At 75.6% G+C, this 25,150-nt stretch carries 20 protein-coding genes; 10 read left to right on the top strand and 10 right to left on the bottom strand.

Going from position 1 to position 25,150, the window contains the following annotated elements; all coding sequences use genetic code 11:
* Positions 1–25 precede the first annotated feature (25 nt).
* Complete coding sequence (locus FIC82_RS11090) at positions 26–1,204, bottom strand: site-2 protease family protein (RefSeq protein ID WP_168731755.1); 1,179 nt, start codon at positions 1,202–1,204, stop codon at positions 26–28.
* 49 nt (positions 1,205–1,253) lie between these two features.
* A complete protein-coding gene (locus FIC82_RS11085; protein WP_216609900.1) occupies positions 1,254–3,995 on the bottom strand; it encodes a helix-turn-helix transcriptional regulator in 2,742 nt (913 codons plus the stop codon).
* Between the two features lie 156 nt (positions 3,996–4,151).
* Here FIC82_RS11085 and FIC82_RS11080 point away from each other — a divergent pair, with 156 nt between their 5' ends.
* The 3 genes from FIC82_RS11080 to FIC82_RS11070 all read left to right on the top strand — a co-directional run bounded on the left by FIC82_RS11080 (position 4,152) and on the right by FIC82_RS11070 (position 8,320).
* Positions 4,152–5,249 (top strand): class I SAM-dependent methyltransferase, encoded by a 1,098-nt coding sequence (locus FIC82_RS11080; RefSeq protein ID WP_154798585.1) that lies wholly within the window; start codon positions 4,152–4,154, stop codon positions 5,247–5,249.
* Between the two features lie 80 nt (positions 5,250–5,329).
* Positions 5,330–7,522: an alpha/beta fold hydrolase gene (locus tag FIC82_RS11075; RefSeq protein WP_253691061.1), complete on the top strand. Its 2,193-nt coding sequence runs from the start codon at positions 5,330–5,332 to the stop codon at positions 7,520–7,522.
* A 51-nt stretch (positions 7,523–7,573) separates the two neighbouring features.
* The gene (locus FIC82_RS11070) at positions 7,574–8,320 is read left to right on the top strand and encodes a phosphotransferase (RefSeq protein ID WP_253691059.1); all 747 of its coding nucleotides are present in this window, start codon (positions 7,574–7,576) and stop codon (positions 8,318–8,320) included.
* On the opposite strand, the gene FIC82_RS11065 is transcribed toward FIC82_RS11070, so the two are convergent.
* Complete coding sequence (locus FIC82_RS11065; protein ID WP_168731754.1) at positions 8,317–9,030, bottom strand: HAD family hydrolase; 714 nt, start codon at positions 9,028–9,030, stop codon at positions 8,317–8,319. The genes FIC82_RS11070 and FIC82_RS11065 overlap by 4 nt on opposite strands.
* 138 nt (positions 9,031–9,168) lie before the next feature.
* Between FIC82_RS11065 and FIC82_RS11060 the strand changes: the two genes are divergently transcribed.
* Positions 9,169–10,035 (top strand): PAC2 family protein, encoded by an 867-nt coding sequence (locus FIC82_RS11060; RefSeq protein ID WP_154798583.1) that lies wholly within the window; start codon positions 9,169–9,171, stop codon positions 10,033–10,035.
* A gap of 13 nt (positions 10,036–10,048) precedes the next feature.
* Here the strand turns inward: FIC82_RS11060 and mshC are convergent, their stop codons facing one another.
* Positions 10,049–11,323, bottom strand: a complete 1,275-nt coding sequence (mshC, locus tag FIC82_RS11055) for a cysteine--1-D-myo-inosityl 2-amino-2-deoxy-alpha-D-glucopyranoside ligase (RefSeq protein ID WP_168731753.1) — start codon at positions 11,321–11,323, stop codon at positions 10,049–10,051.
* Positions 11,324–11,463: 140 nt separating this feature from the next.
* Between mshC and FIC82_RS11050 the strand changes: the two genes are divergently transcribed.
* A complete protein-coding gene (locus FIC82_RS11050) occupies positions 11,464–12,573 on the top strand; it encodes a CorA family divalent cation transporter (protein WP_253691057.1) in 1,110 nt (369 codons plus the stop codon).
* 54 nt (positions 12,574–12,627) lie between these two features.
* Here the strand turns inward: FIC82_RS11050 and FIC82_RS11045 are convergent, their stop codons facing one another.
* Complete coding sequence (locus FIC82_RS11045) at positions 12,628–13,503, bottom strand: undecaprenyl-diphosphate phosphatase (protein ID WP_168731752.1); 876 nt, start codon at positions 13,501–13,503, stop codon at positions 12,628–12,630.
* Between the two features lie 209 nt (positions 13,504–13,712).
* Here FIC82_RS11045 and FIC82_RS11040 point away from each other — a divergent pair, with 209 nt between their 5' ends.
* Positions 13,713–14,681: an aldo/keto reductase gene (locus tag FIC82_RS11040; protein ID WP_154798582.1), complete on the top strand. Its 969-nt coding sequence runs from the start codon at positions 13,713–13,715 to the stop codon at positions 14,679–14,681.
* A 9-nt stretch (positions 14,682–14,690) separates the two neighbouring features.
* Here FIC82_RS11040 and FIC82_RS11035 read toward each other — a convergent pair whose 3' ends face one another.
* A complete protein-coding gene (locus tag FIC82_RS11035; RefSeq protein WP_171445704.1) occupies positions 14,691–15,017 on the bottom strand; it encodes a primosomal protein in 327 nt (108 codons plus the stop codon).
* Positions 15,018–15,118: 101 nt separating this feature from the next.
* Between FIC82_RS11035 and FIC82_RS11030 the strand changes: the two genes are divergently transcribed.
* Both FIC82_RS11030 and FIC82_RS11025 read left to right on the top strand, forming a co-directional pair.
* Positions 15,119–15,352: a DUF5703 family protein gene (locus FIC82_RS11030; RefSeq protein WP_009861400.1), complete on the top strand. Its 234-nt coding sequence runs from the start codon at positions 15,119–15,121 to the stop codon at positions 15,350–15,352.
* A 36-nt stretch (positions 15,353–15,388) separates the two neighbouring features.
* Positions 15,389–16,249 (top strand): fructosamine kinase family protein, encoded by an 861-nt coding sequence (locus FIC82_RS11025; protein ID WP_168731751.1) that lies wholly within the window; start codon positions 15,389–15,391, stop codon positions 16,247–16,249.
* Positions 16,250–16,264: 15 nt separating this feature from the next.
* Here FIC82_RS11025 and FIC82_RS11020 read toward each other — a convergent pair whose 3' ends face one another.
* The 3 genes from FIC82_RS11020 to FIC82_RS11010 form a co-directional block, all read right to left on the bottom strand.
* On the bottom strand, positions 16,265–17,644 hold the full coding sequence (locus FIC82_RS11020) for a M20/M25/M40 family metallo-hydrolase (RefSeq protein WP_154798581.1): 1,380 nt from the start codon (positions 17,642–17,644) through the stop codon (positions 16,265–16,267).
* Positions 17,645–18,172: 528 nt separating this feature from the next.
* Entirely contained in the window at positions 18,173–19,891 is a 1,719-nt protein-coding gene (locus FIC82_RS11015; protein WP_154798580.1) for a multicopper oxidase family protein, read from the bottom strand.
* A gap of 273 nt (positions 19,892–20,164) precedes the next feature.
* On the bottom strand, positions 20,165–20,689 hold the full coding sequence (locus FIC82_RS11010; protein WP_216609899.1) for a hypothetical protein: 525 nt from the start codon (positions 20,687–20,689) through the stop codon (positions 20,165–20,167).
* Positions 20,690–20,855: 166 nt separating this feature from the next.
* Here FIC82_RS11010 and FIC82_RS11005 point away from each other — a divergent pair, with 166 nt between their 5' ends.
* Together FIC82_RS11005 and FIC82_RS11000 are read left to right on the top strand one after the other, a co-directional pair.
* Positions 20,856–22,154, top strand: coding sequence for a sensor histidine kinase (locus FIC82_RS11005; RefSeq protein WP_216609898.1), 1,299 nt, complete (start codon positions 20,856–20,858; stop codon positions 22,152–22,154).
* Positions 22,151–22,876, top strand: coding sequence for a response regulator (locus FIC82_RS11000; RefSeq protein ID WP_154798578.1), 726 nt, complete (start codon positions 22,151–22,153; stop codon positions 22,874–22,876). Before FIC82_RS11005 ends, FIC82_RS11000 begins: the two co-directional genes overlap by 4 nt.
* A 68-nt stretch (positions 22,877–22,944) precedes the next feature.
* On the opposite strand, the gene FIC82_RS10995 is transcribed toward FIC82_RS11000, so the two are convergent.
* Positions 22,945–25,098: a M3 family metallopeptidase gene (locus FIC82_RS10995; RefSeq protein ID WP_154798577.1), complete on the bottom strand. Its 2,154-nt coding sequence runs from the start codon at positions 25,096–25,098 to the stop codon at positions 22,945–22,947.
* Positions 25,099–25,150: the final 52 nt, after the last annotated feature.

Raw genomic sequence — 25,150 nt, 5'->3', positions numbered from 1 at the left:
CGGTCGACGCGGTCGACGAGCGCCCTCAGCGCCCGCGCTGCGCGTCCCGCAGCGCGGCCACGACGCGGGCGACCTCGAGCGCGCCGACCACGCGGCCGTCGTCGGTCACGACGACGACGGCGCCCTCGCGCCCGACCTGCGACAGCGCGGCGAGCATGTCCTGGCCCTGCAGGTGCGCGTCGATCGTCGCGCCCGCAGGCAGCGGGACGGCGACCGCACCGACGGGGGTCGTCTCCGCCGCGTCCGGAGGCACGGCCGCGGCCGCGCCGGGGTCGGCGTACCCGACCGGGCGTCCGGCGCCGTCGACCAGGACGGCGAGGACGTGCGGACCGCCCGCGAGCGCGACCGAGCGGCCCACGGCGCCGACCGACGCCGCGGACGGCACCGCGACGGCGGGCCGGGCGAGGGCGCGGACCGAGAGCCCGGAGACCGCCTCCCTCGTGCGCCCCGCGGTGATGGCCTGGCCCGCGCCGCTCCAGAGGAACGCGCCGATGAGCGCCGCCCACGCGACGGTCCACAGGTCGGGCTGGCGACCGAGGGTGAGCGGCCACACGAGGGCCCACGCGACGACGCCGACGGCGACGGCGCGCCCGACCCAGCCGGCTGCGACCGTGCCCTTCGTCCGTGACCCCGTCGCGGCCCACACGGCCGACTCGAGGATCTGGCCGCCGTCGAGCGGCAGCCCGGGCAGGAGGTTGAAGAACCCGACGAACGCGTTGGAGAACGCCCCGGCGTACAGGAGGAGCGCGGGCACGGAGAACGTCGGCTGCGCCTGGAACGTCACCCAGAAGACGACCGCGAGCGCCAGGTTGGTCAGCGGCCCGACGACCGAGATGAGGAACCCGTCGAGCGGGCGCGACGACGTCCCCGAGTAGGCGGTGTGGCCGCCCCACAGGGTCACGGCGAGCTCGGTGACGCGCTGTCCGCGGGCGCGGGCGACGACGGCGTGCGCGACCTCGTGCAGGAAGACGGAGGCGAACAGCAGCAGGACGAACGCGAACGAGACGAGGTAGATCTCGGCACCGAGGTGCGGTGCGAGACGCTGGACCGTCGGCGCGAACAGCACCGTGAGGATCGCCGCCGCGAGGAACCACGACGGGGTGAGGATCACCGGGGCGCCGACCACCCGGCCGATGACCCAGCCCTTCGTGCGCGGGGCTGCCGGTGGGGGCGTGCGGGGTGCTCGGGGCTCGGGTCCGTCCACCCGGAGAGCCTATGCGCTCGCCCGACCCCGCGGGTCCGCCGCACGTCGCTCATCGCGCGTCGCGCAGCACGACGGCGAGCTCCTCCCGGGAGTGGATCCCGAGCCTCGTGTACACCTTGCGGAGGTGGTACTCGACGGTCTTGGGGCTGAGGAAGAGCGCCGCGGCGGTCTCCCGCGTCGTCCGGCCCTCGGCCAGGAGCAGGCAGACCTGGAGCTCCTGCGGGGTCAGGGCGCCGGGCCCGACGCCCTCGCGTGGCGCGACCTTCTCGCCGGTCGCCTCGAGCTCGGTCCGCGTGGTGGCCGCCCAGACCTGCGCGCCGAGGTCGTCGAACGTGCCCAGCGCGTCCCGCAGGTGCACCCGCGCGTCGACGCGCCGCCCGGACCGGCGCAGGCGCATCCCGAAGGCGAGCCGGGTGCGCGCGCGCTCGAACACGTCCCGGGTCCGCCCGTGCCAGGCGAGGGCGTTCTCGAAGCGTTCGTCGAGCCCGTCGTCGGCCGCGACGAGCCCGAGCGCCCGCTCGGCACGCCCACGGGTCCACGCCCGCCCCGTCGCCTCCGCCGCCTCCGCGAACCGCTCGGCGACCTCCCGGGCCTCGGCGTCCCGGCCCGTCCGCAGCAGGGCGTCGACCAGCTCCGGCCCGGGGTGCAGGTCGGGGTCGCGGACGCCCAGCTCGTCGAGGGTCGAGGCGAGCGTCGTGAGCCGGACCGCCGCCGCGCGAGACTCTCCCTCCGAGAGCTCCAGGTCGCCCAGCGCGAGCTCGGACCAGATGAGACCGAAGAGCATCGACCGTTCCCGGCACAGCCGGGCGGCGTCCGCGGCGTGCTCCCGGCACGCCGCACCGCGCCCGGCCCGTGAGTCGAGCCAGGCGAGCCCGGCGAGCGCCATGGCGAGCTCTCCGCCCTGCCCGGTCTCGCGCGCCAGCCGCGCGGCCTCGTCGTAGTTGGCTGCGGCGCGCTCCCACGCGTCGGTGGTCGCCTGGTCGCGAGCCACGTGGAACAGCACGTCGGGCAGGGCACCCACCCCGACGCGCGAGCGGACCTCGTCGACCAGGGCGCGCAGCTCCGCACCGGCGTCGGCGTCGCGCAGGAAGAGGGGCGCCAGCATGATCCACGGCAGCGCGGCGGGGTGCGCCAGCGGGTCCGCGTGCTCGGCCAGGAGCGCGACGGCGTCGCGCAGCCGGGACGTCGCGTCGCGGCCGAGCAGCACGCCGGACGCCCCGGACGAGGCGAGGCCGACCGCCTGCGAGACGGGGTCCGTCACACGCGGCAGGGCGGCGTCGAGGCGTTCCTCGACGCGGCGCAGGGCAGCGGTGTCGACCAGGTACATCGACGCGCGGCACGCCTCGGCGAGGAGCAGGACCTGGTCGTCGGGTGAGGCGAGGTCGGCCGCCCGCTCGAGCAGGTCCAGGCCGTCGCGCACGGATCCCGCGCGCATCGCGACGGTGGCGCGCAGCGCGGCGCCGGCGGCGGACCGGGTCCCGGCCGGCGGTTCCGCCTCGTCGAGCAGGGCCAGGGCCCGGGCCGGTTGCCCCCCGGCCCAGGCGGCACGTGCGGCGGCGACGAGCCGCGCGTGCGCGTTCTCGGGCTCCGGGCTCAGGCGTGCCCCACGCTCGAGCGCGGTCGCCGCGACGGTGAACGCCGTCCGCTCCGCCGCCCGCGCGCCGACGCCGTCGAGGAGCTTCGCGACGCCCTCGTCGAGCCCGGTCGCGGCGGCCGCCAGGTGCCAGGCGCGGCGGTCGGCGTCCACCCCCGCGAGCTCGTCGGCGAGGGCCAGGTGGGCCCGGCGTCGGACCTCCCGGTCCGTCGCGCCGTAGACGACCGAGCGCAGCAGGGGGTGCCGGAACGCCACGTGCCCGTCCCCCACCGTGAGCAGACCGTCCCGCTCGGCGTCATCGAGGCCGGCCGGGTCGAGGTCGAGTCGACGGCACGTCGCGCGCGTCAGCCGGAGGTCACCCCCCGAGAGGGCCGCGACGAGCGCGACGGCGCGGGCGGTCCCGGGCAGCGTCTCCAGGCGCCGCGCGAACGCGCGCTGCAGCCGCGCGGGCAGCGTGTGCGGGAGACCGGCCGTGTCGCCGCCCGCGGTCGCGTCGTCCGCGGGCTCGGCCGCCAGCTCCAGCAGGGCCAGCGGGTTGCCACCGGTCTCGCGGTAGAGCGCGTCGGGCTCCCGGGCGGGGCCGGCGGGGAACGCCGCGGCGAGCAGCAGGGCGGCGGCGTCAGGGGCGAGCCCTGCCAGGTCGATCGTGGGAAGCCCCCGCACCGCCTCCGGGAGCTCGCCGCTGCGGCCGGCGACGAGGACCGCGATCGGGTCGTCGCGGACGCGACGCGCGGCGAACACCAGCGCGTCGACCGACGGCCGGTCCGCCCAGTGCACGTCGTCGAGCACGACGACGACCGGGCCGTCCTCGGCGTACCGGCTGAGCAGGCTCAGGGTGGCCGCCCCGATAGCGAACCGGTCCCGGCCGCCGCCGGACCGCAGGCTCAGCGCCGCGCCGAGCTCGGCGGCCTGCGGGGCCGGGATGTCGTCGAGCAGCCGCAGCGCCGGAAGCAGCAGGGACTGGAGGGCGGCGAACGGCAGGTCCTGCTCCACCTCGGCGGGCGTCGCGGCGAGGACGCGCACGCCCGCCCCCGACCCGGGCTCGCGCCCGGCGCGGTCGAGCGCGTCGGCGAGCAGCGCGGTCTTGCCGACGCCCGGCTCGCCCGCGAGGACGAGCGCGCCGCCCCGGCCCAGACGCGCCGAGGCGAGGAGGCGGGCGACCGTCTCCTGCTCGGCGGCCCTGCCGAGGAGCGCCACGTCCATGAGTGTAGGGAGGGGCGGGCCCGCCCCGGCAGGACGAGGTGCCGGACCCCGGACGACCAGGGGGGCCACCGGACGCGGTCGGCGCGCGCCCCGTCCTACGTTCGCCGGTACCGGCAGACCTGCCGGGTACCGACAGCACAGGAGCATCCGATGAGCACCCAGACGAGCCCGGGGACGACCGGGCAGGCACCCGCCCTCGACATGGACGCCCTCATGGCGTTCGTCCTCCGCGCGGTCGACGAGGTCGGGGCCACCCTCAACGCGGGGCTCGTCGTCCTCGGCGACAAGCTCGGCTACTACCGCGACCTCGCGGCCCAGGGCCCGACGACACCGGCGGAGCTGGCGGAGCGCACCGGGACGGCGGAGCCGTACGCGCGGGAGTGGCTCAACGCCCAGGCCGCGGGCGGGTACGTGACGTACGACCCGCCGTCGGGCCGCTACACCCTCCCGCCCGAGCAGGCGGTCGCGCTGACCGTCGAGGACAGCCCGGCGTTCCTGCCCGGCCTGTTCCAGCTCGCGCTCGGCACCACGCACGACCTCGACCACGTGCTCGACGCCGCGCGCAGCGGCGGCGGGTACGGGTGGCACGAGCACGTCACCGACGTCCACGTCGGGTGCGAGCGGTTCTTCCGCCCGAGCTACCACGCCCACCTGGTCGCCGAGTGGCTGCCCGCGCTCGACGGCGTGGTGGACAAGCTCGAGCGGGGCGCGCTCGTCGCGGACGTGGGCTGCGGCCACGGCGCCTCGACCGTGCTCATGGCCCAGGCGTTCCCGCGGTCGCGGTTCGTGGGCTCGGACTACCACCCGGAGTCGGTCGCGGTGGCGCGGCAGCGGGCGGCGGACGCGGGCGTCGAGGACCGGGTGCGGTTCGAGGTCGCCTCGGCCCAGGAGCTCCCGGGGTCGGGCTTCGACCTCGTCACGATGTTCGACTGCCTCCACGACATGGGGGATCCCGTCGGTGCGGCCGAGCAGGTCCGGCGCGCCCTCGCCCCGGACGGGACGTGGATGGTCGTCGAGCCGATGGCCGGGGACCGGGTCGAGGACAACCTCCACCCCGTCGGCCGGGCGTACTACGGCTTCTCGACCCTGCTCTGCACGCCGGCGTCGCTGTCCCAGGACGTCGGGCTCGCGCTCGGCACGCAGGCCGGTCCGGCCCGGATCCGGGACGTCGCGACGGCGGGCGGGTTCGGCCGGTTCGCGTCCGTCGCCGAGACGCCGTTCAACCGCGTCCTGGAGATCCGGCCCTGAGGCCGGGCCGCGACGACCGCCGGACGAGGAACCAGGACGGGAGGGTGGGCATGACCGCCGCACAGGAGGACACTGCGAGGATGACGGGCCGTCCCACGCCTCGGTCAGAACCGGCTCCCGTCCGCCCGCCCGACCGGACCGGCGTCGTCGTCCGCGACGGGGTGCCGCTCCCCTGGGCCGTCCACGGGACGACGGGTCCGACCGTCCTGCTCCTGCCGACCTGGTCGCTGGTGCCGTCCCGCTTCTGGAAGGCCCAGGTCCCCTTCCTCGCCCGACGCTCCCGCGTCGTGACCTTCGACGGTCGCGGGAGCGGGGGCGCCGGGCGACCCGAGGGCGCCGCCGCGTACACCGACGAGCAGTACGCGGCGGACGCGGCCGCGGTGCTGGACGACACCGGGACGCGCACCGCCGTCGTCGTCGGGTACTCGTGCGGGGCCGCCTGGGCGGTCCACCTCGCGGCGACCCACCCTGGGCGCGTGCAGGGGCTCGTCGCGATCGCCCCCTCGTGCGGCCTGGCCGTCGCGGCGCCGGAGCGCGAGCGGTACGCCTGGGACGCGCGCCACGACACCACCGAGGGCTGGGCCAAGTACAACAAGGCGTACTGGCTCGCCGGCGGCTACGACGACTACGTCGACTTCTTCGCCCGCAAGATGTTCACCGAGCCGCACTCCACGAAGCAGGTCGAGGACGTCGTGCGCTGGGCCCACGAGATCGCCCCGCGGACGCTCGCCGACACCACCGCGGGCCGGCTCGGGCTGGAGGGCGCCGTACGCACCCCGCTCGAACCCCTGTGCGCGCAGGTCTCCTGCCCCGTGCTCGTCGTGCACGGGACGCACGACGCCGTCCGCCCGGCCGCGATCGGCGAGCGCCTCGCCGCGCTCACCGGCGGCGAGCTCGTCCTGGTCGACGGCGGCGGGCACGGCCTGCCGGCGCGCGACCCGGTCCGGGTCAACCTGCTGGTCCAGGACTTCGTCGAGCGCACCGCCCCCGCCGAGGCCGCACAGCGACCCCGCCGCCGGACCTGGACGCGTGCGCCGCACCGGAACCGCCGCGCGCTCTACCTGTCCTCGCCGATCGGCCTGGGCCACGCCCGTCGCGACCTCGCCGTCGCCCGCGGGCTGCGCGAGCACCACCCGGACCTCGAGATCGACTGGCTCACCCAGCACCCGGTGACCCGCGTGCTCGCCGACGCCGGCGAGCGCGTGCACCCCGCCTCGGCCTGGCTCGCGAACGAGTCCGCCCACGTCGAGGACGAGTCCGCCGACCACGACCTGCACGCCTTCCAGGCGATCCGCCGCATGGACGAGATCATGGTGAACAACTTCATGGTCTTCGCGGACGTCGTGGAGGACGGGCGCTACGACCTCGTGGTCGGCGACGAGGCGTGGGACGTCGACCACTTCCTGCACGAGAACCCCGAGCTCAAGCGGTTCTCGTTCGCGTGGATGACCGACTTCGTCGGCTGGGTGCCGATGCCCGACGGCGGCCCGGCGGAGGCGGCGCTGACCGCCGACTACAACGCCGAGATGATCGAGCGACGGGCACGCTTCGCACGGGTCCGGGACCGCTCGGTCTTCGTCGGGAACCCGGACGACGTCGTCGACCTCACGTTCGGGCCCGGCCTCCCGGGGATCCGGGAGTGGACCGAGCAGAACTTCGACTTCGCCGGGTACGTCACCGGGTTCGTACCCCCGGACGAGGCGGAGCGCGAGACGTTGCGGCGTGACCTCGGCCTCGGGCCCGACGACGTGCTGTGCGTCGTGACCGTCGGCGGCTCCGGGGTGGGCACGTCGCTGCTGCGCCGCGTGCTCGACGCCGTCCCGGCAGCGCGGCGCACGGTCGACGGGCTGCGGTTCCTCGTCGTGACGGGCCCGCGGATCGACCCCGCGACGCTACCGAGACGGCAGGGTGTCACGTACCGCGGGTACGTCCCCGACCTGTACCGGCACCTGGCCGCCTGCGACCTCGCCGTCGTGCAGGGCGGACTGACGACGAGCATGGAGCTCGCGGCCGCCGGCACGCCGTTCCTCTACGTCCCGCTCCAGCACCACTTCGAGCAGAACGTCCACGTGCGGCACCGGCTCGAGCGCTACGGCGCCGGACGGTGCGTCGAGTACGCCGAGGCGTCCGACCCGGACGCGCTCGCCGCGGCGATGGTCGCCGAGCTCGCCGCTCACGGCCGCGGAGCGGGGCGTGCCCGCGGCGGGACGAGGCTGCCGGTCGAGACGGACGGGGCCGAGCGCGCCGCCGCGATGCTCGCCGAGCTGCTCTGAGCCCGGAGAATTCCGTGCGGTCCCAAGCCCGGACCGTGCCACCATCGGCAGGTGCGCACCGACGACCCCGGCCCTGCTGAGATCGAGCTGTCGGGCGGGAACGTGAACGACGTCGTCCGCGTCGGCGACACCGTGCACCGGACGGCGGGACCGTGGACGCCGACGATCCACGCACTGCTCGCGTGGGTCCGCGCCCAGGGGGTCTCGGTGGCCCCCGCACCGCTCGGTCTCGACGACGCCGGTCGCGAGGTCCTGACCTGGACCGAGGGCGAGGTCGGCGGCTGGCCGCTCCCCGACTGGCTCTGGGACCGTGCGACGCTCCACCAGTCCGGCACGATGCTGCGCGCGTGGCACGACGCGACCGTCGGCTTCGCGCTCGCCGGGGCGGTGTGGCGCTCGCCGGTGCGGGAGCCGGCGGAGGTCGTGTGCCTCAACGACGCCGCGCCGTACAACATGGTCCGTGCGGACGGGGCCCTCGTCGGGTTCATCGACGTCGACATGGCGGCGCCCGGCCCCCGGGTCCGGGACGTCGCGTCCCTCGCCTACCGCCTGTGCGGATGGTGCGAGGACATGCCCGCGCCGCACGGGCCCGCCCCGCAGGAGCGGCTCGCGGACCTCCTCGACGGCTACGGTCGCGACCTCGCGCCACGGCCCGACGGCGTCCTGCGCGCGATGCGGGACGGTCTCCTCGACCTCGCGGCCTGGACCGACGACCACGCCCGGGAGACGGGCAGGCCCGAGCTGCGCGAGCATGCGCGGATGTACCGCCGCGACGCCGCGCGCCTCGCGCGAGGCTAGGCGGCGTCGTCCGCCATGAGGTCGACGACCTCACCGGAGACGAGCCGCGCGAGCAGGTCGACGTCGACGAGCTCGAGCGACGGCGTCCGGCTCAGCCCGGGCGCGGGCAGGACGGGGACCACGGCCTCCACCCCGAGCGTCGACGCGCCGGAGGCACGCGCCGACGCGATGCCGGCGGGCGAGTCCTCGATCGCGACGCACCGCGTGATGTCGACGCCGAGCCGCTGCGCCGCGAGCAGGTACGGCTCGGGGTCGGGCTTGCCGCGCTCGACCTCGTCCCCGCACACGAGCACCTGGAACGCGTCGTCCGGCGCGAGCTCGGCGACCGGCGCCGCGAGCTCGCGGTACGACATCGTGACGAGCGCGCACGGCACGCCCGCCTCGCGCAGCGCCGTGAGGAGCTCGCGCGCCCCGGGCTGCCACGGGACCTCGGCCTGCACCTGCTCGATGACCCGGCCCATGAGGAACGCGACGATCTCGTCGATCGGCAGGTCCACGCCCCCGCGCTCGCGGATGATCCGCGCGGACTCGCGCAGCGGGTTGCCGACGAGCGACATCGCGTCCTCGTGCGTCCACGTGCCGCCGTGCGCGTCGACGAGCTCGTGCTCCGCCGCGATCCAGTACGGCTCGGTGTCGACGAGCGTCCCGTCCATGTCCCACAGGACGGCCTGCGGGAGGGCGGGATCGGCGGCGGGGCGCGGGGACGTCACGGCATGGCTCCAAGGACGAGGGGTGGGGGGTCCGGGCGGGGCACGGCGCGGTGCACCCGGCACCTCCACCCTACGTGGCGCTACGCCACGCGCGAACCCGCTCCGCCCTCGCCGGGCCTCGCCGCATAGGCTGGGGCGATGACCGAGAACGCGACCGAGGGCACCCGGCAGACCGTGATGATCGCGGCGTTCGAGGGCTGGAACGACGCGGGGAGTGCCGCCACGGCCGCCCTCCAGCACCTGCACGAGGTGTGGGGCGCGGAGGACGTCGACGAGCTCGACCCGGAGGAGTACCACGACTTCCAGGTGAACCGCCCCGTCGTCACGACCGACGACGACGGCCGCCGGGAGATCACGTGGCCGACCACGACGATCGCCTCCGCGGTCCTGTCGCCCACCGGGCGACGGGTCGTGCTCGTGCACGGCATCGAGCCGTCGATGCGCTGGCGTAGCTACTGCCGCGAGCTGCTCGACCTCGCGGAGGAGCACGACGTGCGCACGGTCGTCACGCTCGGCGCGCTGCTCGCCGACGTCCCGCACACGCGGCCCATCCCCATGACGGCCACGTCGGAGAGCGTCGGGCTGCAGGCGGTGCTCGACGTCGAGCCGAGCACGTACGAGGGACCGACGGGCATCGTCGGGGTGCTCCAGCACGCCGCTGCTGAGCGTGGGCTGCAGTCCGTGTCGCTCTGGGCGGCCGTGCCGCACTACGTGGCACACCCCCCGTCGCCCAAGGCGACGCTCGCGATCCTCGCGCGCATCGAGGAGCTCCTGTCCGAGCCGATCCCGCTGGGCGACCTGCCCGAGGACGCCGAGGCGTGGCAGCACGGCGTCGACGAGCTCGCCGCGGAGGACGCCGAGATCGCCGAGTACGTCCAGCAGCTCGAGGAGGCGAAGGACACCGCCGAGCTGCCCGAGGCGAGCGGCGAGGCGATCGCGCGCGAGTTCGAGCGCTACCTGCGCCGCCGCGACCGCGGCAACCCGGGCAAGGGCCCGACCGTCTGACCGTGGGTGTCGGCTAGAGACGGACGCCCAGGAGCGCGTTGACCGCGCGCGCGACCACGCCGGGCGCGCCCTCGTCGTCGCCCGACGTGTCGCGCCCGGGACGGAGCGACTCCGCGGCCCACGCGTCGACGGCCGCGAGCGCCACGGGGGCGTCGAGGTCGTCGGCGAGCGCGGCACGCACGGCGGCGAGCGTCGCGGTGGCGTCGGGGCCGCCGTTGCCGGAGACGGCGTCGCGCCACGTCTCCAGGCGGCGCACCCCGGCGGGCAGGTCGTCGTCCGTCCACTCCCACTCGCCGCGGTAGTGGTGCGCGAGCAGCGCGAGACGGATCGCCATCGGGTCGACGCCCGTGGCCCGCAGGTTCGAGACGAGCACGAGGTTGCCGCGCGACTTGCTCATCTTCTCGCCCTCGTACGCGACGAGGCCCGCGTGCACGTGCGTACGGGGCGCGCCGTCGTCCGCGAGCATGCGGTCGTGCGAGGACGACATCTCGTGGTGCGGGAACAGCAGGTCCGCTCCCCCGCCCTGGACGTCGAACGGCAGGCCGAGGCCGTCGCGCGAGATGACCGCGCACTCCACGTGCCAGCCGGGGCGACCGGTGCCGAGCGCGCCGCCGTCCCACGCGGGCTCGCCCGGGCGCTCCCGGCGCCACAGGAGCGGGTCGAGCGCGTCCTTCTTGCCCTCGCGGTCGGGGTCGCCCCCGCGCTCGGCGAAGAGGTGCTGCATGACGTCGCGCGCGAGCCGCGAGACCGAGCCGAACCCGGCGTCGGCGGACAGGTCCGCGTAGACGTCGCCGAGCCCGGGGTCGGTGCCGCCCGCGCCGGGCTCGACGGGGACGCGGTAGGCGAGCCCGGCGTCGAGGAGCTGCGTCACGGCCTCCACGACGGCGGGGATCGTCTCGACCGCGCCCTCGTACACGTCCGGCGGCACGACGCCGAGCGCCGTCATGTCCTCCGCGAAGAGCGCGGTCTGCTCGACGGCGAGCGCACGCCAGTCGACGCCCGTCGCGGCGGCGCGCTCGAGCAGCGGGTCGTCGACGTCGGTGACGTTCGACGCGTACCGGACGCGCTGACCGGCGTCCGTCCATGCGCGCACGAGCAGGTCGAACGCGACGTAGGTGGCCGCGTGGCCGATGTGGGTCGCGTCGTAGGGCGTGATGCCGCACACGTAGAGCGTGGCGTCCTCGCCCTGGGCGGCGACGACGAGCTCGCGGGTCGTCGAGTCGTGCACCCGGACCGGGAGGCCTCGTCCGGGGAGCTCGGGGATCTGCGGGGCGGGCCAGCTGTGCACGCCCCAACCTTATCCGTCGAGGCCCTGGTGCCGGACCGTCGTCCGGCACCCGGGCGTCACGGTGCCTGTGCACGGCCGGCGCACGGACGGCGATCTCGCGCTCCCGGGCAGGTCCGTGCGGGGCGCGGGACAATGCGGACGTGACGAAGCCCACCGATCCCCCTGTCGGCGCCCCTCCGGACGGGGCGGCGGGCGACGACGGCGGCCCGCAGCTCCCCGGTGTCCGCGTGCTGGAGGCGTGGACGGTCGGCACGGGGACAGGCGAGGTCCGGACCGTCGAGGTCGGCGTGCTCGCGGACGTGCTCGCCGGCACCGGACAGACCCGTGAACAGGACGACCAGGACGACCACGAGGCCGCGCGGGGCCCGGCGACGTGGGCGCGCGTCGCCGACCTCGACGCCGTGCTGGACGCCGCCGCCCAGGTCGCCCCGGTCCCCGGCCTCGTGCGCCACGAGCTCTCCCGGCGCACGCACCGCCCGCTCGCGCACGTGCGCCGGGTCGCCGCGGACTGGCTCCTGCTCGTCACGCCGACGGCCTGGTTCACGGAGGCCGACCGTCAGGTGCGCACGGGCCAGTTCGCCGCGCTGCTCGGGCCCGGGACCGTCGTCACAGCCGAGGAGGGCGACGCCGACGTGCACGCGGCCATGCTCGACAAGCTCGCCGCTCCGGGCGTCCCGCGCGGGGCGCCCGTCCAGCGGATCGTGTCGGCCGCCGTCCTGGCGATCGTGGGCGGGGCGTCCCAGGTCGAGCTCGGCCTGGGCGACGCCGTCGCGGACACCGAGCGGGTCGTGTTCGACCAGCAGCGCGAAGACCCCGTCGAGCGCATCTACGACCTCAAGCGCGAGATCACCGAGGCGCGGCGCGCGCTCATGCCGGTCTCGGCGGAGCTGCCCGAGCTCCTCGACCCCGACGTGCCGCACCACCTCGGCGTGGACCGGCGCATGCTCGAACGGGTGGTGACGACCGTGGAGCGGATCGACCGTCACCTCGACGCGCACGACGACCTGCTCTCGGACATGCTCCAGGTCCACATGTCGCAGGTGTCGGTGCGCCAGAACGAGGACATGCGCAAGATCTCGGCCTGGGCGGCGATCCTCGTCTACCCGACGATCGTCGCGGGCGTCTACGGCATGAACTTCCGGGCGATGCCCGAGCTGCACTGGGCGCTCGGGTACCCGTTCGCGCTCGCGCTCATGGCGGGCGGGTGCCTCGTGCTCTACCGCGTGTTCAAGCGCGTCGGCTGGCTCTGACGGCTGCCGCAGGGATGCCGGCAGGGTGAGCGTCCCGCGGGACGTCCGGCGTCGTCACGGGGTCGACGCGGTCGCCCCGCCCGGCTCGAGCACGCCGGTGAGCAGGAGCAGCACGACGAGCGCGGCGAGCACCAGGCGGTAGACCACGAACGGCGTGTAGCTGAAGGTCGAGACGATCTTGAGGAACGCGATGATGACGAAGTACCCGACGACGAACGCGACGAGCGTGGCGATGAGCGTCGCGCCCGCGCCGGGCGCGCCGGGCGCCGGCTCCTCCGCGGACTTGAAGAGCTGGTAGAAGCCCGAGCCCATGACCGCGGGGATCGCGAGCAGGAACGAGTAGCGCGCCGCGGCCTCGCGCGTGAAGCCCATGAGGAGACCGGCCGTGATCGTCCCGCCCGACCGCGAGACGCCCGGGACGAGCGCGAGGGCCTGCGCGAAGCCGAAAGCGACGGCCTGGCCGGGCGAGAGCTCGCGCAGCGAGCGGCGCTTGGCACCGACCCGGTCGGCCCACCCGAGCAGGAGCGCGAAGACGGCGAGCATGAGGGCCGTGAGGTAGAGGTTGCGGAACGTGTTCTCGATCGCGTCCTGGAACAGCAGGCCGAGCACGACGATCGGGACCGAGCCGAGGGCAATGTACCAGGCCATCGCGGCGTCGTGGTCGTGCTTGCCGAGGCGCGCCTTCCAGTCCGTGCCGTGCTCGCCCCGCACCGAGCGCCACCACGCCGCGCAGATGCGGGCGATGTCGCGGCGGAAGTACAGCAGGACCGCCGTCTCGGTCCCGATCTGGGTGATCGCCGTGAAGGCGGCACCGGGATCCTGCGAGCCGATGAGCTCGCCCACGATGCGCAGGTGCGCGCTCGAGGAGATCGGGAGGAACTCGGTCAGGCCCTGGACCAGGCCGAGGAGGACGGCTTCCCACGCGTTCACGAGCGGTCACGATACCCCCTCCCGCGGACCTCTCCGGCACCCCGTCGGCGGGTCGGCGCACCGGGATGAACGCCGTGCGACGAGCCGGTGAACACCGCCCCGCGCGTCTGGCCGGCGGACCCGTCGCCCGGGTGAACCTCGCCTCTCCCGGGCGCCCGCCGCGCGCCCCGACGGTCGCGCGCCAGGGTGCGCCGGTACCCTCGGCTCCCATGGAACACCGCCACCTCGGCAGCACCGGACTGCGCGTGTCCGAGCTCGGTCTCGGCACCATGACGTGGGCCCGGGACACGGACGAGCTCGACGCCGCCGAGCAGCTGCGCGACTTCGTCGACGCGGGCGGGACCCTCGTCGACACCGCCGCCTCGTACGCCGACGGGGACGCCGAGTCCCTGCTCGGGTCGCTCCTGGGGACGAAGGTCGACCGGCGCGACGTGCTCCTGTGCACCAAGGCGGGCGTGCGCCACACCGCGCAGGGCCCCGTCGTCGACGCGTCCCGCGGGGCGCTGCTCGACTCGCTGGACGACTCGCTGTCGCGCCTGGGCACCGACCACGTCGACCTGTTCCTCGTGCACGCGCCCGACCCGCGCACCCCGTTCACGGAGACGCTCTCCGCGCTGCGGCACGCCGTGACGTCCGGTCGGGCACGGTACGTCGGCCTGTCCAACCACCCTGCGTGGGCGACGGCGCGGGCCGCGACCCTGCTCGGCGGCGCCGACGACGTGGGCCTCGCCGCGGTCGAGCTCGAGTACTCGCTGCTCCAGCGCGGCGCGGAGCGGGAGGTCGTGCCGGCTGCCGAGTCGCTCGGCCTCGGCCTGCTCGCCTGGTCCCCGCTGGGCAGGGGCGTGCTCACGGGCAAGTACCGCCGCTCGCTGCCGGCGGACTCGCGCGGCGCGTCGCCGCACCTCGCCGCGTTCGTCGAGCCCTACCTGGACCAGTCCTCGTCCGGGATCGTCGAGGCCGTCGTCACCGCGGCCGACGGCCTCGGCCGCGCCCCGCTCGACGTCGCGCTGTCGTGGCTCCTGGGACGCCCCACCGTCGCGAGCGCGATCGTGGGCGCGCGGACCCCGGCCCAGCTCCGCACGTCGCTCGCGGCGACCGACCTCGAGCTTCCCGACGCCGTCCGCGCGGCGCTCGACGACGTGAGCGACCTCGACGTCGGATACCCCGAGCGGTGGTGACCGGGCCGCTCAGCGCGCGCCGTCGGTCTCCAGCTCGCCGGTGAGGACGTCGTCGTCGAGGGTGTCGTCGAGGTCGTCGTCGAGCGCGTCCTCGTCCTCCTCGTCCTCCTCGTCGTCCTCGTCCTCGTCGTCGTCCTCCTCCGCGAGGTAGAAGGGCGTCGCCTCCCCGTGGACCTGGCCGAGCGCCTCGTCGTAGACCTCGAAGGCGTCCGCGAGCACGTAGTAGGCGTCGTCGACGGCAGGGTCGTCCTCCCCGCGGCGTGCGGCGACGGCGTTGTAGTGGGCCTCGAGCGCGGCGATGAACCGGTCGAGCGCGGCACGCGGGTCAGCGGTCATACCCTGACGGTAGCGCCGAGAGGGGCACAATGGCACTCGTTAGTCGGGCAGGTTCTCCTGCCCGGCCGACGACCGAGACAGGCGAGAGAGGACGGTGGCGCGTGGAGGAGAGGCCGACGTCACGCCGGCGGTCCGGATGGGCCGCGCACGGCGGGCAGTACGAGTACCGCGTCCTGACGATCGACCGCTCCACGAGCCGGTCGGACGCGAGCCGGTTGCTCACGGACGAGGCCGAGTACGGGCGCTGGGAGCTCGCCCGGACGCGGCTCTACGTCGGGGGCGAGCGCCGCGTCTGGCTGCGCCGCAAGATCATCCGGGTCAGCTCGACCCTGTGAGCTCCCTCGTGGGCCCGACCCCGTGAACCCGTTCCCGTGAGCAGGTCGGCGCGCGGTCACGAGGTCGGCGCCGAGCGCACGCCGTCGGCGGGCGTCTTCACGAAGTCGCGCGCCGACGCGCCCCCGGGGTTCTTCGCGTGCGAGGCCGCGGGGCTCGCCTGGCTCGGCGTCGCGGGCGGCTCCCGCGTCGCCCGTGTCCTCGACGTGAGTCCGACACGCCTCGACCTCGAACGCGTCCCGCCCGCCGCGCCGACGCCCGAGGCGGCGTACGCGTTCGGCCGGGCGCTCGCCGTCGTGCACGACGCCGGCGCCCCCGCGTGGGGCGCGTCGCCACCAGGGTGGACGGGCGACGGGTTCTTCGGTCCGCTCGACGACCCGCTGCCGATGCCGACGGGTTCCTGGCCCGACTGGCCGACCTTCTACGCCGAGGCACGGCTGCTCCCCGTCGCGCGGCAGGGCCGGGACCGCGGCGCCCTCGACGCCGACGACGTGCACCTGCTCGAGCGGCTCGGCGGCAGCCTTGCGGACCTCGCCCGGCCCGCGCACGACGACGCCCCCGCGCGCGTGCACGGCGACCTGTGGTCGGGCAACGTGCTGTGGTCCCCGCAGGGCCCCGGCCCGGGCGGGCGTCCGAGCGGCGTCGAGGCGGTGCTCATCGACCCCGCCGCGCACGGCGGGCTCCGCGAGGCCGACCTGGCGATGCTCGCCCTGTTCGGCGCGCCCTACCTCGACGAGATCGTCGCCGGGTACGACGACGCGCACCCGCTCGCGCGCGGGTGGCGCCACCGGGTCGCGCTGCACCAGGTGTACCCGGTCGCCGTGCACGCGGTGCTGTTCGGCGGCGGGTACCGCGCGCAGCTCCGATCGTCGGTCCGGGCGCTGCTCGGCGACGCCTGACCGGGCCGCGCCACGTCAGCAGGTGCGCAGCAGCCGGTCCAGGACGCGCACGCCGAACCGCAGCGAGTCGACCGGGACGCGCTCGTCGACCCCGTGGAACATGCCGGAGAAGTCGAGGTCCCCGGGCAGGCGCAGCGGCGCGAAGCCGTAGCCCGTGATGCCGAGGCGCGCGAGCGACTTGTTGTCCGTGCCGCCCGACAGCGTGTACGGCAGCACGGTCGCCTCGGGATCCTCGGCGAGCAGCGAGTCCACCATCGCGTCGACCAGGTCGCCCTCGAACGGCACCTCGAGCGCGATGTCGCGGTGGATCTCCTCGACCCGCACGTGCTCGCCCGCGAGCGCTCGCAGCGTCGCGAACCCCTCCTCCTCGTGACCGGGGAGCAGGCGCGCGTCGATCGCCGCCTCCGCCCGGCCCGGGATGACGTTCGCCTTGTACCCGGCGGTGAGCTGCGTCGGGTTGGACGTGTGGCGCACCGTCGCGCCGACGAAGCGCGACGCCGGGCCCAGCGCCGCGACGAGCGCGGCGACCGACGCCGGGTCCTCCGGGTCGTACCGGAGCCCCGTGAGGTCCGCGACGCCGCGCAGCAGCTTGTCGACCGTCGGTGTGAGCGTGTTCGGCCAGTGGTGCGCGCCGATGCGCGCGACCGCCTCCGCGAGCCGCGTCACCGCGTTGTCCTCGTTCACCTGGGACCCGTGCCCGGCCCGCCCTTCCGCGACGAGGCGCAGCCACGCGATGCCCTTCTCCGCCGTCTGGAGCAGGTACGCGCGGCGTCCGCCCACCTCGACGGAGAAGCCGCCGACCTCGCTGATCGCCTCGGTCGCGCCCTCGAACAGCTCGGGTCGGTGGTCGACGGCGTAGCGCGCCCCGTACACGCCGCCCGCCTCCTCGTCGGCGAAGAACGCGACGACGACGTCGCGCGCGGGCTTGCGCCCCTCGCGCGCCATCTGCCGCACGACCGCGAGGATCATCGCGTCCATGTCCTTCATGTCGACGGCGCCGCGGCCCCACAGCAGGCCGTCGATCTCCTCGCCCGCGAACGGGTCGACCGACCAGTCCGCCGCCTGCGCGGGCACCACGTCGAGGTGCCCGTGCAGCACGAGCGCGGGCCGTGTCGGGTCCGCGCCCTCCAGGCGCACGACGACGCTCGCCCGTCCGGGCTCCGACTCGAACAGCTCCGGCTCGAGCCCGACCTCGTGCAGCAGCCCCATCACGTACTCCGCCGCGCGCCGCTCCCCCGGCCCCGTCCCGTCACCGAAGTTCGAGGTGTCGATCCGCAGCAGCTCCCGGCAGATCCGCACCACCTCGTCCTCCGCCCGCGGCACCGCGCCGGAGGGGACGTCGAGGTTCGCCGGGGTACGGGCGCTGGCCAGGGAGTCCGGGTGCGGAGCGGTCATGGCCACACGCTACCCGCCGCCGTCGACCCGACCGACCTCCCCGGCCACCCGCCCACATCCCGGACAACACCGAGGCCGATTCTTGGTGAGCCGAGGTAGGACCCTGGTCGCGCGAGACAGAACCCTGGTCGGCCGAGGTAGAACTCAGGTAGCGCGAGATAGAACCCTGGTGAGGCGAGGTAGAACCGTGGTCCCCCGAGTGCGGCCCGAGAGAGGCGAGGCGAGGCGAGGCGAGGCGAGGCGAGGCGACGCGAGGACGAAGACGAGCCCGGCCCCACGGGCAGTCGCCCGGGTGCGCCAAGACCAGGGTGAGACGACGCGGGTCGGGGTGGGTGGTGGTGCCGCGTCGTGGCGGGCCTGGCGGGAGCCGCGAGGAACGAGCGGCGGATGGTAGACGCGGCACCACCACCCACCCCGACCACCCAGAGCGACCACACGCCGTCGGGAATGACCACAGTTCTACCTCGGCCAACCAGGGTTCTACCTCGACCGACCAGGGTTCTCCTGCGGCGGACGGTTCTCGGTGGGTCAGTGGTCGCTGCTGTGGCTCCCGTCCGGTGCGAGGGTGCGGCGCGGGCCGGTGCCGTCGCCCGGGAGGCCGTCGGCGTCGTGGTCGGAGTGGCCGGTACCGTCAGGAACGGCGATGCGCGACGGCGCCTCCTCGCCCGGGGCGACGACGACGAGCTGGCCCATCATGCCGCGGTCCTCGTGCGTGAGGAGGTGGCAGTGGAACATGTAGGGGGTGCTCGGGTCGGTCGTGCCCTCGGCGGCGTCGAACCGGACGAGCAGGCGCGTGACGCGGCCGGGCTGGACGTAGACGGTGTCCTGCCACCCGGCGAGGTCCGGCCCGGGCGGCTCGCCCGCGACGTCGAGGACGCGGAACCGGACGTCGTGCACGTGGAAGTTGTGCGGGGTGTCGTCGAGGCCGGTGACCTCCCAGACCTCGGTGTCGCCGACGGTGACGACCTCGTCGATCCGGGCCATGTCCATGGAGCGTCCGTTGATCGCGGTCCCGGCGAGCTGGAAGCGGCGGGTGCGCACGGCGTCGGCCTCGTCGAGCTCGTCCGCGGCGTCGTCGGCGGCGAGCGTGCCGGGGACTGCGGGGCTCGGCGCGAGCGTCCCGGACGCGCGGAGCTCGAGGAGGTCGAGGGTGTCGTCGCCGCCCGAGAACCGCTCGAACAGCGGGTTGACGCCGAGCTCGGGCGGGAAGCTGCGCAGGACGGCGCGCTGCCCCGGGGTGAGGGTCACGACGACCTCCGCGCGATCGCCCGGCGAGAGGCGCACGCGCTCGACCGCCTGCGGGGCGGGGAGCAGCCCGCCGTCGGTCCCGACGAGCCGGACCGTGCCGCCGTCGGCGAGACCGACGTCGTAGACGCGCGAGTCGGAGCCGTTGAGCAGGCGCAGGCGGACGCGCTCGGTCGTGACGTCGAGGTAGGGCCCGGGGGTGCCGTTGACGAGCACGGTGTCGCCGAGGGTGCCGACCGGCGAGAGGAAGGAGACGGCGTCGTCGAGCCGACCGTCGGCGTGGAAGCTCTTGTCCTGGAGGATGACGGGGACGTCGTCGACGCCGTACTCGTGCGGCAGGTCCGCTGCCGGACCGTCGGCGTCGGCCGGGTCGTCGAGGAGGAACATCCCGGCGAGCCCCCGGTACACCTGGCTCGCGGTCTGACCGTGCAGGTGCGGGTGGTACCAGAGCGTCGCGGCGGGCTGGTCGATGGTCCACGTGGGCGACCACGTCTCGCCGGGCTCGACCATCTGGTGGGGGCCGCCGTCCATCGCGGGCGGCAGGTGCATGCCGTGCCAGTGGAGCGTCGTGGTCTCGTCGAGAGCGTTCGTCACGTCGACGCGCACGCGTTCGCCGCGCGCGGCCCGCAGGGTCGGGCCGAGGTAGTCGCCGTTCAGCCCGATCGTCGGGGTGGGGGCGGACGCGCCGAGGTCGGCGACACCCTCGCGCGCCTCGAGCTCGAAGACGCGCACGCCGTCCTCCACGCGCGACTCCGCGAGCGGCGGGACGGCGAGCGGGCGCGTGAACTCGACGGCTCCCGCCGTGCTGGTCGCGGCACGCGCCCACGCGACGCCCACGACCGCGACGACCGCCGTGACGAACAGGAGCACGACGAGCCCGAGCACGAGGAGGATGCGGGCGAGCGGGCCGCGGCGCCGTCGGGGCCGACCGCCCGGCGGTCCGGCGGGTGCTCCGGGTGCCGGCGGGACGGCGGGAGGCGGGGTGGTGTACGTGGTCGTCATCGGGCTTCTCCAGGGTGGACGACGGCGGTCGGCGGGTGCGACCGACGGCGGGCCCGGCGGTGCGGGCGACGCTGTCGACGCTAGGGACCGGGCGGTGCCGGGCGCGTCCGCCCGGAAGCGTACGCGGACCCGGAACGGACCCCGACGGCACGACGATGCGGCTCGGGGTGGTGCCGGTCGGCTCGGTGCCGGAGGGACGGTGCGCGCTGGGCGGTGGGACGGGGCGGTGGGACGGGGCGGGAACGCGGGGCGAGGGCAGTCCGAGGACCGGCCTCAGCGGCGCCGGGCCGCGAGGAGACCGAGCGCCACGGCTCCCGCGAACGCGCCCCAGACCGCGTTGGTCAGCAGCATCGGGACGATCGCCACGGGGTGCGCGACGGGTCCCTGGAGCTCGCCGGTGAGGATCGGCGACAGCACGGCGCTGACCACGAGGGCCAGGACGCCGTAGGCGAGCCCGACGGCCACGCCGGTCGCGAGCGGGTGCGCCGGGCGGGCGACGACGATCGCGACGACCCACACGACCGTGAGCACGAGCGTGGTGAGCAGCGGCGCGGCAGGTCGCCCGATCGCGTCGTCGACCCCGGTCACGCTGAGGAGAGGACGCACGAGCGCGAGCGCGCCGAGCCCGAGGACGAGCGGCCAGCTCAGCGTGCGGACCGTCTCGCCGAGCGTGGGGCGGGTCGGCGGGGTCGGTGGCGCCGACCACCCGCCCGCCCGCGGCGGGACGCCGGGACCGGGCCGAGGGTGCGACGCGGGCGGGGTCGGGCGGTCGGGGACGGGGCCGGGTGTCGGGTTCATGCCGACGACGCTAGGAAGCGGGGACCGGGCCGCGCGTCCGCCGCGGAGCGCGGCCCCCTGCGTCGGCACGCGCCCCGCGCGTACGCGTCTCGACGTAGCCGACCCTGACCGGGACCCGTCTCGCGACGGACGCGCGCCCGGGCGGGCGTTCCTAGACTCGATGGACGTGACGCCCTCCGACACCAGGCACGAGCAGCGCACCGGCGCGACGCACCGTCCGTCGCGCCCGACGCCACCGCCGTGGCTCATCGACGCCCTGCTGGGCTTCGCGGTGTTCGACGTCGTCGCGTTCGCCATCGCGGCCGACGTCGGCGGCACGCGTGCCGACCCGTGGGTCGCGTACCCGATCGCCCTCGTGCTGGGCCTGCTCGTCCTCGGCCGCCGCCGCTTCCCGGTCGCGGTCCTGGTCGCGACCGCGCTCGTCATCTGCGCCTACTACACGCTCGACCTGCCCGCGATCGGCCTCGCGCTGCCCGTCTCGGTCGCCCTCTACTCGGCGGCCGCCGCGGGGCGCCTCCGCTGGGCGGTCGGGGTCGCGGCGGCGCTCGTCGTCGCCTCGACGTACTTCCGGCTCGCCGAGGGCGACGACGTCCGGTACGTCGTCGGGTACGAGCTCGCGACGACGGTCGCGCTGATGGCTGCCGCGATCGCCCTCGGGCACGGCTCCTTCGCCCGGCGACAGCGCGACGAGCAGCGCCGGCACGCCGACGCGCTCCGCGAGCAGACGCATGCGCTCGAGGCCGCCGACCGCGTGGCCCGCGAGCGCGAGGCGGTCGCGCGCGACCTGCACGACGTCGTCGGGCACCACCTGGCGGTCGTGGCCCTGCACGCGAGCGTCGCGCGCGAGGCGCTCGACGACGTCGGCCGGACCGGCTCCGAGGCGCACGAGACCGCCGTCACGACCGCGCGGGACGAGCTCGATCTCGTGCGGACCTCGGCGGCGTCCGCCCTGGCGGACCTTCGCGCGACCGTGCGCTCGCTGCGCGGTGCACCCGGGGCGGTCGCGGACCAGGCCCGCCTCGACCGGCTCGACGACCTCGCGCGCACCGCCCGGGGCGCCGGCCTCGACGTCGCGCTGGACGTCGACCTCCCCGACGACGCGGCGGACGGCAGCGCGGCGGGCGCGACGGTCTACCGGGTCGTGCAGGAGGGGCTGACGAACGTGCTGCGGCACGCCGGGGCGAGCGCCGCCGTCGTGCGCGTGACGCTCGACCCGGCACGGGACACGCTCGTCGTCGAGGTGCGCGACGACGGCGCCGGTGCGTCGGGAGGCACGAGCAGCGAGGGGTTCGGCCTGCGCGGGCTGCGCGAGCGCGTCGCGGTGCTCGGCGGCACCGTCACGACCGACTCGCCCGACGGCGGCGGGTTCCGCCTGCGCGCCCGGGTCCCGCTCGCCCTGGGCGCGTCCGGGAACGCCAACGGGACCGTGGCGCGGGGGCGGGCCGTCGACGGGGGGTCCGCATGATCCGCGTCGTGCTGGTCGACGACCAGCCCCTCGTCCGGACGGGGATCCGGGCCCTGCTGGAGCGCGCGGACGACGTCGAGGTCGTCGGCGAGGCCGCCGACGGCCGCGACGGCGTCGCGCTCGTGCGGCGGGTGCGGCCCGACGTGGTGCTCATGGACCTGCAGATGCCCGTGCTCGACGGCATCGAGGCGACGCGGCAGATCCTCGACGGCACCGCGGGACCGGTGACGTCGGCCGCCGCGCACCCCGTGCCGGCGGGCCACGACCGCCCGCCCGGACCGCGGGTCGTGGTCCTCACCACGTTCGACGACGACGCGAACCTCTTCGCCGCGCTGCGAGCCGGGGCGTCGGGCTTCCTGCTCAAGGACGCGAGCCCCGACGAGCTGCGCGCCGCGGTGCGCACGGCCGCCGCGGGCGACGCGCTGCTCTCCCCCGCGGTGACGGCCCGCGTCGTCGCGCAGGCCGTCGACGCCGGGCGGCGCGACGACGCGCTCGTCGCGGCGGTCGCCGACCGGCTGACGGACCGCGAGCGCGAAGTGCTCGCGCACGTGGGGCGCGGGCTGACCAACGACGAGATCGGCGCGGCGCTGTTCATGAGCCCGGCGACGGCCCGCACGCACGTGGGCCGGATCCTCACCAAGCTGGGCGTGCGGGACCGGGCCGGTCTCGTCGTCGTCGCCTACGAGACCGGCCTGGTCCGCCCGGGCACCCCGCCGAGGTAGAGGCGTGGTCATGACCACGCCTCTACCTCGCGCTACCGGGGCCTACCTCGGGGGGACGAGGCCTCGGGTCAGGCGTCGAGGCCGCGGCGGGCGAGGAGCGGGGTGATGTCAGCGTCGCGGCCGCGCAGCTCGCGGAACGAGACGAGCGGGTCCTGCGAGCCGCCGCGCGCGAGCAGGACGCGGCGGAAGCGCTCGCCGTTCTCGCGCGTCAGGCCGCCGTTCTCGAGGTACCACTCGACGGTGTCGGCGTCGAGCACCTCGGACCAGATGTAGGAGTAGTACCCGGCCGCGTACCCGCCCCCGAACACGTGGTTGTAGTACGTGGTGCGGTACCGCGGCGGGACCGGGGCGAACGCGACGCCCGCCGCCTCCAGCGCAGCCTCCTCGAAGGGCACGACGTCCGCCTCGGAGGACGGCACGCCGTCGGGACCGACCTGGTGCCACGCCTGGTCGAGCAGGGCCGCGGCGAGGTACTCGGTCGTCCCGAAGCCCTCGTTGAACTGGCGCGAGGCGAGCATCGTGTCGACCCACTCGGCCGGCATCGGCTCGCCCGTGACGTGGTGGACCGCGTAGGAGCGCAGGACCGACGGCTCCCACGCCCACATCTCGTTGACCTGCGACGGGTACTCGACGAAGTCGCGCGGCACCTCGGTGCCGGACTGCGACGGGTAGCGCACGTCCGAGAACAGCCCGTGCAGCGCGTGCCCGAACTCGTGGAACAGCGTGATGACCTCGTCCCACACGAGCAGCGTGGGCTGCCCGGCCGGCGGCTTGACGATGTTGAGGTTGTTCACGACGACCGGCTTCTGCCCGAGCAGGTGGTTCTGGTCGACGAGGTTGTTCATCCACGCCCCGCCGCGCTTGGACTCGCGCGTGTACCAGTCGGCGAGGAACAGGCCCAGCCCCTGGCCTGGCTCGCCCGGGGTCTCGCCGTCGAAGACCTCGAAGACCCGGACGTCCGGGTGGTACCCGACGAGGTCGTGGCGCTCCGCGAACGAGACGCCGAACAGGCGGTTCGCGGCCAGGAACACGCCGTCGTGCACGACGCGCTCGAGCTCGAGGTACGGGCGCAGGAGCGCGTCGTCGAGCGCGTAGCGGTCCTTGCGCACACGCTCGGCGTAGAACGACCAGTCGGACGCGCGGAGCGTCGCGCCGGGCTCGTCGGCCCGCAGCGCGACCTCGAGGTCGCTGGCCTCGCGCCGCGCGTTGGCGACCGCGGCGGGCGCGAGCCGCCCGAGCATCGCGTTCACGGCCTCGGTCGTCTTGGCGGTCGCGTCCTCCGCGACGTACGCGGCGTGGTGCTCGTAGCCGAGCAGGCGTGCGCGCTCGGCGCGCAGGCGCACGGTCTCCAGCACGATCTCGCGCGTGTCGTGGTCGTCGCCGGTCGCGCCGCGCGACTCCGACGCCTGCTGCACGCGCTCGCGCACGTCACGACGCGCGAGCGAGGCGAGCACGCCCTGCTGCGTCGGGAGCTGCATCTCCAGGAGCCACGCGCCCTCGTGCCCACGCGCCGCCGCGGCGGCCGCGGCCCCCGCGACGGCGTCCTCGGCGAGGCCGTCGAGCTCGGCGCGGTCCGTGACGAGCACGCTCGCCGCGTTGGCGCCCGCGAGCAGCTTGCGGCCGAACGCGGCCTCGAGCGTCGTGAGCCGCCCGTTGAGCTCGCGCAGCCGCTCCTGCTGCTCCGCGTCGAGCTCGACGCCCGAGCGGCGGAACCGGACCAGGAGCGTGCGGAGGAGCCAGGCGGCGTCGGGCTCGAGCGCCTGCTCGCCGGCGTCGACGGCGTCCTGGAGCGCGCGGGCGCGCGCGTAGAGGCGGGCATCCATGTAGATCGCGTCGTGGTGCGCCGCGAGCTCGGGCGCGAACTCCTCCTCGATCTGCTCCAGGCCCGGCGTCGCGTCGGCGGAGAGCTGGTTGTAGAACGCGTTGAGGACGCGCGCGAGGTCGCGGCCCGACCGTTCGAGCGCCTCGAGCACGGTCGCGGCGGTCGGGAGCGCGTCGTCGGTCGCGATCGCCTCGATCGTCGCGCGCTGGGCCGCGGTCGCCGCGCGCAGCGCCGGGAGGTAGTGCTCCTCGCGGACCGCGTCGTAGTCGGGCAGCTCGTACGGGAGCGCCGACGGGGCGGCGAACGGGTTCGCCGGGTCGAGGTCGATCGGGACGGGAGTCGTGGCCGGCGCGGAGGTGGGCGCGGGCGCGCCGGTGCGCGTCGTGGGCTCGGAGGTCATGGTGCCCATCTTGACCCCGGGGGCGGGTGCGACGGAAACGCATTCGTCCACC

The sequence above is a fragment of the Cellulosimicrobium protaetiae genome (assembly GCF_009708005.2).
In the GTDB taxonomy this organism is placed as follows: Bacteria; Actinomycetota; Actinomycetes; order Actinomycetales; family Cellulomonadaceae; genus Cellulosimicrobium; species Cellulosimicrobium protaetiae.
The sequence above is the reverse complement of the archived record's forward strand: the minus strand, read 5'-3'. Positions and strand labels throughout refer to the sequence as shown.

Bases quoted from the DNA above. Each gene is read 5' to 3' on its own strand.
- FIC82_RS11020 (WP_154798581.1), bottom strand. From the start codon at position 17,644: ATGACCGCTCCGCACCCGGACTCCCTGGCCAGCGCCCGTACCCCGGCG.
- FIC82_RS10995 (WP_154798577.1), bottom strand. From the start codon at position 25,098: ATGACCTCCGAGCCCACGACGCGCACCGGCGCGCCCGCGCCCACCTCC.
- FIC82_RS11080 (WP_154798585.1), top strand. From the start codon at position 4,152: ATGAGCACCCAGACGAGCCCGGGGACGACCGGGCAGGCACCCGCCCTC.
- FIC82_RS11015 (WP_154798580.1), bottom strand. From the start codon at position 19,891: ATGACGACCACGTACACCACCCCGCCTCCCGCCGTCCCGCCGGCACCC.
- FIC82_RS11010 (WP_216609899.1), bottom strand. From the start codon at position 20,689: ATGAACCCGACACCCGGCCCCGTCCCCGACCGCCCGACCCCGCCCGCG.
- FIC82_RS11035 (WP_171445704.1), bottom strand. From the start codon at position 15,017: ATGACCGCTGACCCGCGTGCCGCGCTCGACCGGTTCATCGCCGCGCTC.
- FIC82_RS11040 (WP_154798582.1), top strand. From the start codon at position 13,713: ATGGAACACCGCCACCTCGGCAGCACCGGACTGCGCGTGTCCGAGCTC.
- FIC82_RS11075 (WP_253691061.1), top strand. From the start codon at position 5,330: ATGACGGGCCGTCCCACGCCTCGGTCAGAACCGGCTCCCGTCCGCCCG.
- FIC82_RS11000 (WP_154798578.1), top strand. From the start codon at position 22,151: ATGATCCGCGTCGTGCTGGTCGACGACCAGCCCCTCGTCCGGACGGGG.
- FIC82_RS11060 (WP_154798583.1), top strand. From the start codon at position 9,169: ATGACCGAGAACGCGACCGAGGGCACCCGGCAGACCGTGATGATCGCG.